The sequence below is a fragment of the Clostridiaceae bacterium HFYG-1003 genome, assembly GCA_024579835.1.
GTDB lineage: Bacteria > Bacillota > Clostridia > Clostridiales > Clostridiaceae > JG1575.
Genome location: CP102060.1, coordinates 1,867,262 through 1,881,517, shown reverse-complemented (window position 1 = coordinate 1,881,517; position 14,256 = coordinate 1,867,262). Strand labels below are relative to the sequence as shown.

The window sequence follows — 14,256 nt, the reverse complement described above, 5'->3', positions numbered from 1 at the left end:
TTCCTTCAGAGTCGCGGCTTCTGATGCGGGAAAGCGGTGAGTCAGCTTGAAAAAGCCAAGTATCTATTCCGATCGGTACAATAAAGCGAAGAAAAAGCACCGACTGCGGCGAAATCTTTGGCTGTTTCTAGCCTCACTGGCTTTATTCCTGCTGTTCTTCCTGCCCTATCTGGACGGGAAGGTCAAAGAGTTTCAGGCAGCCGGCGGCAAGTTTCCCCAGACGGCGCAGACAACCACCACGGCCGGGACCAAACCCGCGACGACGCCTGCTCAAACGGCACCGCCGCTCACGAGTGCGCAAACAAAACCACAGCCGCTGACCGCGGATCATCCGCTGTCGGACGGGTCCGTTATTGCGATTCGTTATGAAAAGACGGAACAGGGGATCCGGTATCTGGGCGCTGCCGGACCGGCCGGAAGCTTCTCCTTTGATCTGTCCCCTGATCAGAGCAGGCTCTTGCTCAATGAAACCTCAACCCAGACCCTGACCCTCTATGGTCAGGATCTGGCGGCTGAGGATCACTCGTTCAATACCTACCGTCACTCCCAAAAGGGGCAGCTGAAGCGAACGGATTATATTCAAAAAGATGGATTTGTCTGGATGCGCAATGCCAGATTTCTGACAAATGACCTCATTTTGTTTGAATCTCAGGTCGCTCTGGCACTGAAGCCTTTTTATGTCTGGTCTTACGATTTGAAGGATAAGAAGTTTCAGCTTGTCAGCGGAACCCGGGCGGAGGATTTGGAACTGATGGAACGGACACAAGACGGTTACCGGGTTCGACTGGATGCCGTAACGAAGCTGGTGACGCCGGAACTGAAGGTAGAATAATGAAAATAGGGTTTTCAACGGCAAATTATTTTCCGGAGATGAATACAGAGGACATGATTGACCATTACGGCGCGCTTGGCATCGACTCGGTGGAAATCTTCCTGAATACCTATTCCGAAATGGAGGAAGGATTCATCGCCATGCTCAGGGAGCGCTGCGACCGCAATGGCATGACCGTCAATTCGGTTCATGTCATGAGCATGATCATGGAGCCCTGTCTGTTTGATCTGCTGCCGCGCCGGCGCCAGGATTTTTTGAAGCTGTTCCGGAATACCCTCCGGTGTGTCCGCGGGCTGGGAAGCGATATCTATACCTTTCACGGCGTTCCGCGCAATATGGCGGATCCAAGATATTACGATCATCTGGCCGGATGCTATGATGAGCTTTATGAACTGGCGGGAGAAGCGGGGGTTCGCCTGGCTCAGGAGAATGTCGCCTATCTGGCCTCCGGGGATCCGGCATTTCTCATGGAGATGAAATCCCGGATGAAGCAGCGGATGCTGCATACTTTTGATATCAAGCAGTCCATTCGAGCCAGAGTCAATCCCTACGATTTTCTTGAGGTTCTCGGTGAGGACTTGATCAACGTTCATCTCAATGACCATAATGCAACTGACAATTGTCTTTTGCCCGGCCGGGGGACGTTTGACTTTACTGCTTTTTTTCGTCATCTTCAGGCGATGGGCTATGCGGGCAACGGCATTCTTGAGCTGTACCGCCAAAATTTTAAGGATGAGGCCGATTTGATGGCAGGCAGCAGAATCCTGACTGACGCGGCGGAGGCAATATGGAAAAAATGACAGAGAGACATGCAGGCAGCGCTGGCGCAACGCCAGCGCTGGAAGAGGACCGGGTCCATCCTGATCTGATGGACCGGATCCTCCGGACAGAAATGGATTATCCCAAATATATTTCAAACTTTGAAGAAAAGCCTTTCGGCGTCATTTACCACGACCAGTCGGATCCGGATAACCCGTATCTGAACCATGCTATTATTTTTCCTGATCAGGTCGAGGATTTGCCCGGGGCTCTGGATGCGATCACCCAGTTTTATCTCGAACGGGGCATTCAACCCAGAGTCAGACAGCCTTTTACAAAAGGCTACTTCATGGATCATGCCACGGAGTTTCGCATCAAAGGCTATGATATTCAGCTTTTTGCGCCGACCCGATTCATGCTCCTGGAAAACCCCAATCGAATTCAGCCCACCGGCAAGTTGCAAATTCGGGAGCTGACCGAATGGGATCCGCGCGTTGCCGAAGACATTCTTATTCCCGACGGGAACGGCCAGGCCGTGGAAGAAATCAAACGAAACATCATGGGCCGGCGCTATCGGGTTCTGGTCGGGTATCTTCAGGGGAAGGCAGTCTCCATGGTTACGATTTATTACGGAGATCACGGCGTAGCCAGACTGGCATCAGCGGAAACCGCAGCAGAGCTGCGCGGTCAGGGCTATGCCCGTGAACTGATCAGCACCATCGTTGACATGCATCGGCGGGAATCCAGCTTGCCGCTGTACCTGTGGCCGCAGAACATCACTGCGGAGAAGATATTCCGGGAAGCCGGCTTTACAGACTTTTTCCAGGAGGAACTGGCGATCGCCACGTACCATTCCTGATCAAATTTAGTTGAGGTGAAACATGGATAAATTCAATATTGGAATTGCCATCGCCATTGGGCTGATGATTGCGCTCCAAATATATCGCCGGATGAATCTGACGGTAAAAGCTAAAAATACAGTGGTCGAAAAAACTTCCCTGATCATCAGTCTTGTGATGGTGGGGGCGGTCACGCTGTTTGGTTCCTCCGAACCCATTCATTATGTGATCGGAGCCCTCCTTGCTGGCTTAATGTACGCGACCTTCGCGAAAACGGGAATCTCGCGGGACGGACTGGCTTCGATGAACCGGATTTTTCTGGCATTGCCCTGGCGGGCTCTGCGCTTTGCAAAAATCGTGAAGCGGAAGAATGGCCAGGAATTTGAACTTCACAGCGTTGGGAAATTTTGGACCAATGTCATGACCTTTGACATGAAGGATTACGAGAAAACCATGGAACTGATTCGGAAAAATCTGAAGCAGGATCAGTTTGAGATTACCAATGAGCAGTTGGTCGAAGGCCTGCGCGAAAAAACCAGGCAGAAAAAATAAGTCAATGATTTCATTGTTTGAATGCTTCAGAGAATCTCTGGAAAGACAGAAAAGAAACTCCCGGTCTCAATGACCGGGAGTTTCTTGCATGTCCCTTGAATGACCCTGCTCAGACTGCCATGGATCGAACTTCATGGAACCGATCACTGTTCCGGTGAAATCGGAACGGGAAGACTGCACTGCCAGGGGAATTATTTTCCTCTGCCTTTGCCCTTGGAACCGCCGGGGTTGCCGGATCCGTCCATTTTCCGGTCAGGAGTTCCGTCGCCGAGATTGTCACAGACGCCGTCTTTGTCGGCATCCTCAAAGTTGGTGCCGCTGCCGGACTGGCTGCCGGATCCGTCTCTTTTGCGGTCAGGGGTTCCGTCCCCGAGATTGTCACAGACGCCGTCTTTGTCGGCATCCTCAAAGTTGGTGCCGCTGCCGGACTGGCTGCCGGATCCGTCTCTTTTGCGGTCTGGGGTTCCGTCGCCGAGATTGTCACAGACGCCGTCTTTGTCGGCATCCTCAAAGTTGGTGCCGCTGCCGGACTGGCTGCCGCTGCCATCGCGTTTGCGGATGGGGGTACCTTCGCCCAGATTGTCGCAGACACCGTCCTGGTCCTTATCTTCAAAGTTGGAACCGCCGGCTTCAGCGCCGTAGCGATTTTGAACCTGTGCTGACTCACGGGCCAGGACGGGCGTTTCGGTTGTTTCTGCCGGAGACTGAATCTGGCTTTGGACCTGTGTCTGGTCCTGTGACTGATTCTGAACAGGGCTGGAGGCCAGTACTGTGGGAGCAAAGTATAGTGATCCGGTAACAGCCACTGCGGTGAGTAATGTAATTAGATTTTTCTTCATTTGATTTTTCCCCTTTCATTCGTTCGGTTGGAGTTCCTTGGTTCATCTTTAATTTACTACTCTCACTCGGAAAAGTATCAGGAAAGTTAAAGCGAAAATGAGGGAAAAATGTGGCATTCAGAATACCGGTCAGGGGATTTCAAAAATCACAGCAGGGAGTCCCTGACGACTGATCGCGGATTGGTGGAATCAGGCAGTGGGAGGATCGTATGGTCCAATGGCTGTAAGCCCGATTTGGAGGACTGGACTCTGCCCAGGGATATTCCTTAGGGAATCCCAATGGATGAGGAAGTGCTGCCGTCAGAGAAGCTTCATTGAATGCTTAACTTGAAAATCTCATAATTCCGAGTTTCATGATTTTTCCAGTTGATTTTTCGTGTTCAGTAAAATCATATTTATGGTATAATTGTTAGGCATGATTTAGCATGAGTAACACACGTCCTTTCAGAAGGACTGTGAGGAGGAAAAAATGGATTATAAAATTGAAAAAGTATCCAGCAACAAGCTGAAATTTGATGTGACCGTATCAAAGGAAGAATATCAGGCTCACTTAAAGCAGTCCTTTGAGAAGAATCGGGAATATTTCCAGATTCAGGGATTCCGCAAGGGCAAGGCACCTTACGAAATGGTAAAGAGAAAGTTCGGTGTTGAGGCTCTTTTTGAGGATGCCGATAACTTTGCGCTGAATGAGTCCTATTTCAAAATCATTCAGGAAAGCAAGCTCGATCCGGTGGATTATCCGCAGATCGACATTACCGACCGCAGTGAAGAAGAGGGAATGAAGTATACCGCTGTGGTAGAAATTGTTCCTGAATTCGCCCTGCCGGAAGTAGACGGACTGGAAGTGGTACAGCATAACCACCCCTTCTCTGAGGCGGATGTAGATGCTGAACTGGAAAGAATGCGCGGGGAAGGTTCCCGTCTTGTTTCCCGGGAAGAGGGACAGGCAGCTGAAAAGGGCGATTTCGTAAATCTCGATTTCGACGGATCCATTGACGGAGTAGCTTTTGACGGAGGAAAATCCGAAGGCTATGAGCTTGAACTGGGATCAGGCAGCTTCATCGGCAACTTCGAAGAGCAGCTCGAAGGACTGAAAGTCGGCGATGAGAAGGATGTAGTAGTCACCTTCCCGGAACAATATGGTGTAGACCATCTCAATGGCAAGGAAGCCACCTTCAAGGTGAAGATCAACGATGTCAAGTACAAGGAACTGCCGGAGCTGAATGATGAATTTGCTTCTGAAGTATCCGAGTTCGAAACCGTTGAGGAACTCAGAGGCGACATCCATCGCCGCATGAAGGAAGACCACACCAGACACATGGAAGAAGCTGCCCGTGAGGGAGCTCTGAACAGCCTGGTTGAAAAGACAGAACTGGAAGTTCCCAAAGCGCTGGTTGAACGTCAATTGGATCTGATGCTGAAGGACCTGGAACAGAGACTGTCCTACCAGGGAATGAAACTGGAGACTTATTTTGAACTCACCGGTTCAACTGAAGCCGCTACTCGCGACCAGATGAGAGACAATGCCGTCAGACGGGCAAAATCTGAACTTGTCATTGAAAAAATGCTGGATCAGTCCGCTCTTGAAGTTACCGAGGAAGAGATTCTGGAGTTAGCCAAGGAATATGCCAAAGCCTACAACCAGGATGAAAAATTCGCGGAAACGCTGGTTCAGTCCAATAAGGAAGGCGTACAGCGCGATGTCAAGCTCAAGAAAGTACTTGATGAGCTGGTAAGCAAAGTCAAATTCGTCGAAGGCCAGGACCCGATGGCCCATAACTAACCATTCATAGGAATCAGCTGCTGTGATCTGGAGAATCCCGATTGCAGCAGTTTTTTTGCCGCATCCTCCGGGCCATCGTGAGGAATTACCAGGCCGGTTCATGCGCTCATCGGGAAAATCAGAATCAGCAGAGGGCCGTGTCTGAAATAAAATTGATGAACAGGGCAAGAAATAGCTTACGGGATTTCGTGTGGAATCATGGACGGACCGGGAGCAGATGATTATTTTTTTGAGGAAGGGTTGCCCGGGTTGAAGATAAAGCCGGCGAGTTGAAGATAAAGCCGAGGGATTTGCTGGGAAAACACTCCATTTTGTGGTAAAATACTATAATGTGCAGGCTTCTGTTTCGGATGCTTGCTCAGAAAAACCTTAATTGTATTTTAATATCGTGAAGGAATAATAAGATCATAGGCATCCTGTGGACAGCTCCTGCATGCGATCTGCTGCATACTCCGGGCTGAGGATGTGATCACCGTTTTCTTATCAGCGGATCCTTGAGATCCAAATCTATAAATACCAATGGAACAGGAGGTAAATCCTATGAGTTTAGTACCAATGGTCGTAGAACAGACCGCCAGAGGCGAGCGATCCTACGATATTTTTTCCAGACTGTTAAAGGACCGAATCATCATGCTTTCAGGTGAAGTCAACGATACCATGGCCTCGCTGGTGGTGGCGCAGCTTCTTTTCCTGCAGAGTGAAGATCCCGACAAGGACATATTCCTCTACATCAACAGCCCGGGTGGATCCATAACATCAGGCATGGCTATTTTCGATACCATGAAATACATTAAGCCGGATGTTGTAACCATCTGTGTCGGCATGGCCGCCTCCATGGGACAGTTCCTGCTCACGGCCGGAACAAAAGGCAAGCGGTTTGCCCTGCCCAATTCAGAAATCATGATGCACCAGCCGCTGGGCGGTTATCAGGGTCAGGCGACGGACATTGAAATTCACGCCAAGCGGATCCTGAACATCAAGAATAAGATGATTCATATCATCTCGGAAAATTCCGGTCAGCCGGTAGAAAAGATCCGCCAGGACATTGAGCGGGATTTCTTCTTCAGCGCTGATGAGGCAAAAGAATATGGCCTGATTGACAGGGTCATCGAGAATTACGCTCAGGACGTCAAGACCGGAGCGGAATCAAGGGAATAATACCAATGCGCGGACCTGCACAGGTCCCAACGGAGGCAACGATATGGCAAAAAAAGAAGATAACAGCAATTTTCGCTGTTCCTTTTGCGGAAAACCGCAAAATCAGGTAAAGCGTCTGGTCGCGGGACCAGGTGTCTATATCTGCAATGAGTGCATCGATCTGTGCTCTGAAATCATTGATGAGGAGCTGGGAAGCGAGGATGAGTTTGTCCTCACGGATCTGCCCAAACCCATCGACATCAAGCGTCACCTGGATGAATATGTCATCGGCCAGGAAGATGCGAAAAAAACTCTGTCCGTTGCAGTGTATAACCACTACAAGCGGATCAACGCAAAGGATTCCGGAAAAAACAGTGACGTGGAACTGCAAAAATCCAATGTTATCCTGCTGGGACCGACCGGTTCCGGAAAAACCTATCTGGCCCAGACTTTGGCGAAACTATTAAAAGTACCCTTTGCCATTGCCGACGCCACAACCCTGACCGAAGCCGGCTATGTCGGAGAAGATGTGGAAAACATTCTCCTCAAGCTGATCCAGGATGCTGACTTTGATATCGAAAAGGCTCAAAAGGGCATTGTCTATATTGACGAAATTGACAAGATTTCGCGCAAATCGGAAAATGTGTCAATCACCCGGGATGTATCAGGGGAAGGCGTACAGCAGGCACTGCTGAAAATTCTCGAAGGAACCGTGGCCAATGTTCCGCCCACCGGTGGCAGAAAACACCCGCATCAGGAATTTCTGCAGATCGATACGACGAACATCCTCTTTATTGTCGGGGGAGCGTTCGACGGCATCGAAAAAATCATTAATCGGCGCACAACGTCTTCCGCCATGGGATTCGGCCAGGAAGTCAAATCCAAGCAGGGTGAGGACATCGGACGCATGCTCCGAAAAGTACTGCCGCAGGATCTGACGAAGTACGGTCTGATTCCCGAGCTGGTGGGTCGTCTGCCCATTGTGGTGGCGTTGGATTCTCTGGATCGGGATGCCCTGGTACGGATCCTGAGAGAACCCAAGAACAGCCTGGTTCGGCAGTACACCAAGCTCTTTGCGCTGGATGATGTGGAGCTGGAATTCAAGGATGACTCGCTGGAGGCCATTGCAGACATAGCGATTGGCCGGGACACCGGTGCCCGCGGACTTCGCTCCATCCTGGAGGATGTCCTGCGCGAAATTATGTTTGAGACACCCTCGGACCCGGGAATTCGCAAGGTCATCATCAGTCGCGAGACCATCGACAGCAAGATGCCGGAGATCATTCGCACACTGGATGCCAAGGACGCGGAAGAATCAGCTTAATCAAATGACGTGATTGAGGGCACACCTTGGGTGTGCCCTTACCGCTCAAATTTTGAACGAACGTTCCGATAAATATGAAAGCTGTGTAAAGCCTTTGAAAGAAAATCACAATCCGGTCTTGCTCTGATATAATCATTATTAGCAAAGCCAAAGGAGAAAAAATATGAACAAACGAAAGGAACTACCCCTCATCCCTTTGAGAGGGCTGACCCTTTTCCCATACATGGTGCTTCACTTCGACGTTGGTCGGGATAAATCCATTCAGGCCCTGGATGCGGCAATGATGGAAAATCAGGAGATTCTCCTGGTGACCCAGAAGGATCCCCGGCTGGAAGATCCTACGGAGAAGGACATCTATGACATGGGGACGGTCTGTACCATCCGCCAGCTGCTGAAATTGCCTGGCAATACCGTCCGGGTCCTGGTGGAAGGCACCGTACGCGGAAAGATTCTGTCCATGGAGCAGTCTGATCCATACTTCCGAGCTAAGCTGGAAGAAGTCAAAACGGTGTCAGACGTCAGCGAAACGGAAGAAGAGGCTCTGGTGCGGAGCGTGAAGGACGCCTTCGATGATTTTATCAAAATGAGCGGAAACATGCCGCCGGAAGCACTGATCACCATGGAAGACATGGATGATTCCGACCGCTTCTCGGACATGGTCTGTTCTTACATGAATCTGAAAATCGATGAAAAACAGGAACTGCTTGAAGCGGTGTCCATTAAGAAGCGTCTGGAACGACTTCTGGTTCTGATTAAGAACGAGCTGGAAATTTTAAAAATTGAGCGCAAGATCGGATCCAAAGTAAAATCAAACATCGATAAGTCCCAGCGGGATTATTACCTTCGGGAACAAATCCGGGCCATCCAGGAAGAACTGGGGGAAGAAGATGAAACCCAGAAGGAAATCACCCGCTATAAAAGCCGGATCACCAAGGCCAAGCTTCCCAAAGAGGCGAAGGAACGGGCACTCTATGAGCTGGACCGGCTGAAGAATTCAGGACCGTACTCCTCAGAGGGCGGTATCATCCGGACTTATATCGACTGGATCCTGGATTTGCCGTGGAATCAGTTTACAAAGGACAGCAAAGACATTACCCGGGCCAGAGAGATCCTGGATGCCGAACATTACGGATTAAAGGATGTCAAGGACCGCATTATTGAATATCTGGCGGTCAAGGCAACAAAGGATTCCATCAAGGGTCCCATTCTCTGTCTGGTCGGCCCTCCTGGTGTCGGAAAGACCTCCATCGCCAAATCCGTGGCTCACGCTCTGGATCGGAACTTTGTCCGGATGTCCTTGGGCGGTGTACGGGATGAAGCCGAGATTCGTGGTCATCGCCGGACTTACCTGGGAGCGATTCCGGGACGGATTATCTACGGAATGCGTCAGGCCAAGTCCAACAATCCGCTCTTCCTTCTGGACGAAGTGGATAAAATGGCCCAGGATTTCCGGGGAGATCCAGCAGATGCACTGCTGGAAGTTCTGGATGCGGAACAGAATTCAACCTTCCGCGATCACTATCTGGAGCTGGAATATGACCTCTCCAAGGTGATCTTCATCACAACGGCCAATAATATGGATACCATTCCCCGGCCCTTGCTGGACCGGATGGAAGTCATTGAGGTTTCGGGCTATACCTACGAGGAAAAACTCAACATTGCCAAACGTCATCTCATTCCCAAGGAACTCAAGGAACACGGACTGGAAAAGAATGAGATCAAGTTCAGCGATGAAGCCATCAAGACAATCATTGACGGCTACACGCTGGAATCCGGGGTGCGTAACCTGGAGCGCAATCTGGCTTCCGTGATCCGAAAGGGCATTGCCAAGCTGCTGGAAACCAAGCGCAAGACGATGACCATCAGTCCGAAAGTCGTCGAGGAATTCCTTGGTCATCCCAGGTTTACCTATGACAAAGCAGATCTGGAGGACAAGGTGGGTGTCGTCACCGGACTTGCCTGGACCCCTTACGGCGGAGATATTCTTCCCATCGAGGTTCAGGTCATGGAAGGCACTGGCAGACTGGAACTGACCGGTTCTCTGGGAGAAGTCATGAAGGAATCGGCCAAAGCCGCATACTCCTATATCAGGAGCCAGGCCAAGGCTTTCAAGGTACCGGAAGACTTCTATAAGACCAAGGACATCCATATCCACGTGCCGGAAGGCGCAACCCCCAAGGATGGCCCGTCAGCCGGCATTACCATGGCTACAGCGATGGTGTCGGCTCTGGCCAATAAAAAAGTCAGTCACGAAATTGCCATGACCGGTGAGATTACCTTGACCGGCCGGGTACTTCCCATCGGCGGCCTCAGAGAAAAATCCCTGGCAGCTTATCGGGCCGGCATCCGCAAGATCATCATTCCAAAGAAAAACGAAGTGGATCTTGAGAAGCTCCCGGAGAGCATCCGCAAGGACATGACATTCCTTCCCGTGACTCAAATTTCTGAAGTCATTCAGGAAGCAGTCCTGGGGGAAAAATAATGGAGATTATCAAATCAGAGTTTCTGACCTCAGCTGTTAAAAGGGATCAGTATCCGGAAGAGGATCGTCCCGAAGTGGCCTTTATCGGCCGATCCAACGTGGGAAAGTCCTCCATCATCAACTCCCTGACGAACCGAAAGGGACTGGCCCGGGTCTCCAACACCCCTGGCCGGACCAGGCTGGTCAACTTTTTCTTAATCAATGAATCGATCTACCTGGTGGATCTTCCGGGATACGGCTATGCCAAAGTATCCAAGTCGGAAAAAGAAAATCTCGGGAAGATTACGGATGAGTATTTCACCAGCCGGACCAATCTCAACAAGGTAGTACTTCTTCTGGATTCGCGCCACAAACCAACCCAGGATGATATCCTGATGTATCGCTATATCCGCCACTACGACATTCCGTGCCTGATCGTGGGAACCAAGCTCGACAAGCTGAAACGAAATGAAATTCGAAAAAACGAGAAGCTCATCCGGGAAACGCTCGGCATGACGCCCGAAGAACGCATTCTGATGTATTCCTCCCTGACCAAGGAAAATCGGGAAGCGGTCCTGGACGCTGTGTTTGAGGGTCTGATCCCAGAGCCTGACACCGTCTGATCCAATACCCGGACTCCCGGCTGCACCCCCTGTGCAGTCAGGGCCGGGTGCGGAAGGCAGCGGTGAAATCAACACACGAGGGAAGAAATTATGAAGAATTTTATCAAAGAATGGGTAATCCCACTGGTAGGCGTTTTTATTCTGGCCCTGCTTATCCAGCGGTTTGTCTTTTTCCATGTCATGGTCCCGACGGGGTCCATGATCCCGACGATCAACGAAGGAGACCGGTTTCTGGTATTAAGGGAATACTGGCCGGAAAAGCTTGAAACGGGGGACATCGTCGTATTCAAAGTTCGTCCGAACGGAGTGGAGACACTTTATGTCAAGCGTCTGATCGGAACTCCGGGTGATACGGTATCAATCAAAGACGGAAAAGTTTCTGTCAACGGAATCGAGCTGGTCGAAGACTATGTCAAACGACCGGATCGGTTTACCGGAGAGTATAAGGTCCCGGAAGGGAAGTATTTCTTCATGGGCGACAATCGAGCGGATTCGAAAGATTCCCGGTATGCGGAAGTAGGTTTCATTGATGAGGCAGACATTCTGGCACGGGCCGGACTTCGTTTCTGGCCGCTGAACAATATGGGCTTAGTCCGATAAGGCAGCTCTGCTGTTTAGATTTTTGGCATTGATCCATAATCTGGGTATCCCCAGTATCTGATTGCCGCCTGAGCGCGGCTTTTTTTCTTTCAAAGGTCCAAGTCGATATTCGTTAAATCCGGAGAACGCATCAACGCCTGCCGGACAATCTGATGTTTCATGATTTCTCGGTTGTGAGAATTCAATCCATATTCGCCTGAGGGAGGGAAGCACATGGCCAGTCGATCTAAATTACTGACCGAAAAGCAAAAACAAACAAGGAGTCTACTGATAGGACTGGTTTTTCTGCTGCTCTTCGGAGCGGTATTTGCAGTGGCCTATCAGTTTCGCGAACCGACCGGCAATGATACCTACCGGGATATGGCAGAGCTTTTGAAAAAGGAACCGACTGCTTCCTACGAACTGACTGTTCAGGACAGGAAGAGTCCCGTACTCATCATTACACCGCATGGCGGGCGGATCGAGCCTTTTACCTCAGCCATTGGCAGCGGCATTGCGGGCGATACCTTCAGTTACTTTGAATTCAAAGGACTTCTGGATCTGGGGGCATACCGACAGCTCCATGTTTCTTCCGTCGACTATAATCCGCCGGACCTGATCCCTCTCAACCGGGCAGCTGAACTCTCGCTGTCCATTCATGGGATCAGTGGAAATGAGAAAGTAACTTATATCGGAGGACGTGACGAAGCGGGGATACAGGTTGTTCGGGCCGCTCTGGAAAAAGCCGGCTTCCTGGTTGATACCGCACCATTGAACTATACAGGAACAGATCCTAAAAATTTTGTGAACCGCAACAGCAATGGCATGGGAATTCAGCTGGAATTAACGCTGGCGCAGCGTCGGGCACTCTTCACCAAGCGGGATGAGAGCCGGCCCAATAAGTTATACGAAGCTTATGTTGGCGCAATCCGCTCTGCGTTGACGGAGCTGGAACTGAAAACTAAATCAAGTCAATAAAAAACAACCGTGATGACCAGACCGTATTTTCTGGGGATCACGGTTGTTTCTTTGGTTTGCGGCATGGTCGATACGGTCCGACGTCCTGGGGATTAAGAGCAAGATCTCAGGGGTTTGAGGGTCAGCGGTCTGCGGCAATCCGCTGCTTTGTGGACCGTTCCCGGGTAAGATACCAGCGCAAAAAGAAGGCGACAGCGCTGAGCAGACGGGCAGCGGAAGTGACGTAGAGTGCGGTATAAATGCCATGGGAGCGCAAGATCAATTCGCTGACAAAGGGTGACACAAACAGAGTAATATTGATCAGGGTCTGATGGACCGCAGTACAGAGCATGACTTCATCAGCCGGCGCGGATTCCAGCAGGGAACCCAGGATTACCACCGTAATCCCGGCAACAAAGATGCCGATCAGGATGTTCATTACGGTGAGCAGGGCAAGAGTGTGAGTCAGAGCGTACGCTGCCGGACTCAGTGCCATTCCGAGGACCGCGATGGCCGTGGTCAGCTTATAACCTTTGATGCGGATCAGCCATGACCACAGATTATAGGCCAGCACCATGGCCAGGGCATTTGATACATTGATCAGTGCCAGCCATTTTTCGTCGGCTTTCAGATATTCGATCTGATACAGATTAAACAGCGGCCAGCCCATTTGCCAGCTGAAGTGAAACAGCAGTGAGCAAATGAGGAACAGGACGAATTCCCGGTGGTGGAATATCGATGTGATTGATTTACCCAGCTTCAGGGTTTTGGGAGCTGCCGGTCGAGAGACCTCCTTGATTTTACGGAGGGTCTTGATTTCATATATTCCGAATATAACGGAAGCTAAAAAGAGAACCTGGTAGAGTCGAATCACGCCATCATTGTCTCCGGAAGGCGGGAGGGACAAGATAATACCGACCAGGGCTGACAGAACAATGGTTGTAACCTGTGACAGCTTATTGCGCTGACTCAGGGCATTGGCGATGTCCTGCGGATGGAAAATGCTGCCAGTCCAGCTTTGTAGTGCCGTCTGTCCAATGCTTTCCGGCAGATTCATCAGACTGAAAAGCACCACAAACGCGTAACCCCGGATCGAGACCGGCAGAAACGGCGTAGCCATCAGCAGGATCGGAAAGAACCGGGATAAATAGAAAAACCGCCGCATCAGCAGTCCTTTGTCGGAAGCGTTCTGAATGTACAGAATTCCCGGAATGGTGGTCAGAACGGCGACCAGGCCCGGTAATGAATTGAACAGTGAATAATGCAGGGATCCAGCCCCCAGGCGGTCCATGAATTTAGGCGCATAGGTCCGGGAAAAAATGGTGACGATGGTGAACAATATTCCATTCATGGTATAAGCTCTCATGTTGGCATTGCTGCCAAGGAAGCTTTTTATTTTTCGGCTGACATTATCTTTCATCGTTCATTCCCCACGCTTCATCATATTTTATGCGACCTAATCCCCATTATAACTGTTTCTCCGTTCTTTTAAAGGGGCTGGGACGGAAAGGCAGGCGACAAAGTTCTTTCGCATGACTTAAAATAATTATCTCAACCACTACCCGTTCAAG

At 50.4% G+C, this 14,256-nt stretch carries 13 protein-coding genes; 11 read left to right on the top strand and 2 right to left on the bottom strand.

The genetic code is table 11. The features are described from left to right. The first annotated feature begins 46 nt into the window (after positions 1-46). Genes NQU17_08455 through NQU17_08440 form a run of 4 tightly spaced genes read left to right on the top strand, consistent with a single transcriptional unit; the run spans position 47 to position 2,982 of the window. Positions 47-832 carry a hypothetical protein gene (locus NQU17_08455; protein UUM10715.1) on the top strand — a complete coding sequence of 262 codons (786 nt, stop codon included), beginning with the start codon at positions 47-49 and terminating at the stop codon, positions 830-832. Between the two features lie 38 nt (positions 833-870). Beyond that, positions 871-1,632: a sugar phosphate isomerase/epimerase gene (locus tag NQU17_08450; protein UUM10714.1), complete on the top strand. Its 762-nt coding sequence runs from the start codon at positions 871-873 to the stop codon at positions 1,630-1,632. Continuing rightward, on the top strand, positions 1,620-2,450 hold the full coding sequence (locus NQU17_08445) for a GNAT family N-acetyltransferase (protein ID UUM10713.1): 831 nt from the start codon (positions 1,620-1,622) through the stop codon (positions 2,448-2,450). Before NQU17_08450 ends, NQU17_08445 begins: the two co-directional genes overlap by 13 nt. 22 nt (positions 2,451-2,472) lie before the next feature. Then, positions 2,473-2,982 carry a hypothetical protein gene (locus NQU17_08440; GenBank protein ID UUM10712.1) on the top strand — a complete coding sequence of 170 codons (510 nt, stop codon included), beginning with the start codon at positions 2,473-2,475 and terminating at the stop codon, positions 2,980-2,982. Positions 2,983-3,173: 191 nt separating this feature from the next. Here NQU17_08440 and NQU17_08435 read toward each other — a convergent pair whose 3' ends face one another. Next, entirely contained in the window at positions 3,174-3,821 is a 648-nt protein-coding gene (locus NQU17_08435; protein ID UUM10711.1) for an MSCRAMM family adhesin SdrC, read from the bottom strand. 469 nt (positions 3,822-4,290) lie between these two features. On the opposite strand from NQU17_08435, the gene tig reads away from it, so the two are divergent. The 7 genes from tig to NQU17_08400 all read left to right on the top strand — a co-directional run bounded on the left by tig (position 4,291) and on the right by NQU17_08400 (position 12,706). Continuing rightward, entirely contained in the window at positions 4,291-5,604 is a 1,314-nt protein-coding gene (gene tig / locus NQU17_08430) for a trigger factor (protein UUM10710.1), read from the top strand. Between the two features lie 540 nt (positions 5,605-6,144). Beyond that, entirely contained in the window at positions 6,145-6,762 is a 618-nt protein-coding gene (clpP, locus tag NQU17_08425; protein UUM10709.1) for an ATP-dependent Clp endopeptidase proteolytic subunit ClpP, read from the top strand. 43 nt (positions 6,763-6,805) lie between these two features. Then, a complete protein-coding gene (clpX, locus tag NQU17_08420) occupies positions 6,806-8,065 on the top strand; it encodes an ATP-dependent Clp protease ATP-binding subunit ClpX (GenBank protein UUM10708.1) in 1,260 nt (419 codons plus the stop codon). Positions 8,066-8,228: 163 nt separating this feature from the next. Further along, a complete protein-coding gene (gene lon, locus NQU17_08415; protein ID UUM10707.1) occupies positions 8,229-10,547 on the top strand; it encodes an endopeptidase La in 2,319 nt (772 codons plus the stop codon). Beyond that, positions 10,547-11,149 carry a ribosome biogenesis GTP-binding protein YihA/YsxC gene (gene yihA / locus NQU17_08410; protein UUM10706.1) on the top strand — a complete coding sequence of 201 codons (603 nt, stop codon included), beginning with the start codon at positions 10,547-10,549 and terminating at the stop codon, positions 11,147-11,149. Before lon ends, yihA begins: the two co-directional genes overlap by 1 nt. Positions 11,150-11,239: 90 nt before the next feature. Next, positions 11,240-11,749 carry a signal peptidase I gene (gene lepB, locus NQU17_08405; protein UUM10705.1) on the top strand — a complete coding sequence of 170 codons (510 nt, stop codon included), beginning with the start codon at positions 11,240-11,242 and terminating at the stop codon, positions 11,747-11,749. Positions 11,750-11,962: 213 nt separating this feature from the next. Further along, entirely contained in the window at positions 11,963-12,706 is a 744-nt protein-coding gene (locus NQU17_08400) for a poly-gamma-glutamate hydrolase family protein (GenBank protein UUM10704.1), read from the top strand. Positions 12,707-12,827: 121 nt separating this feature from the next. On the opposite strand, the gene NQU17_08395 is transcribed toward NQU17_08400, so the two are convergent. Beyond that, positions 12,828-14,105, bottom strand: a complete 1,278-nt coding sequence (locus tag NQU17_08395) for an MFS transporter (protein ID UUM10703.1) — start codon at positions 14,103-14,105, stop codon at positions 12,828-12,830. Positions 14,106-14,256 lie beyond the last annotated feature (151 nt).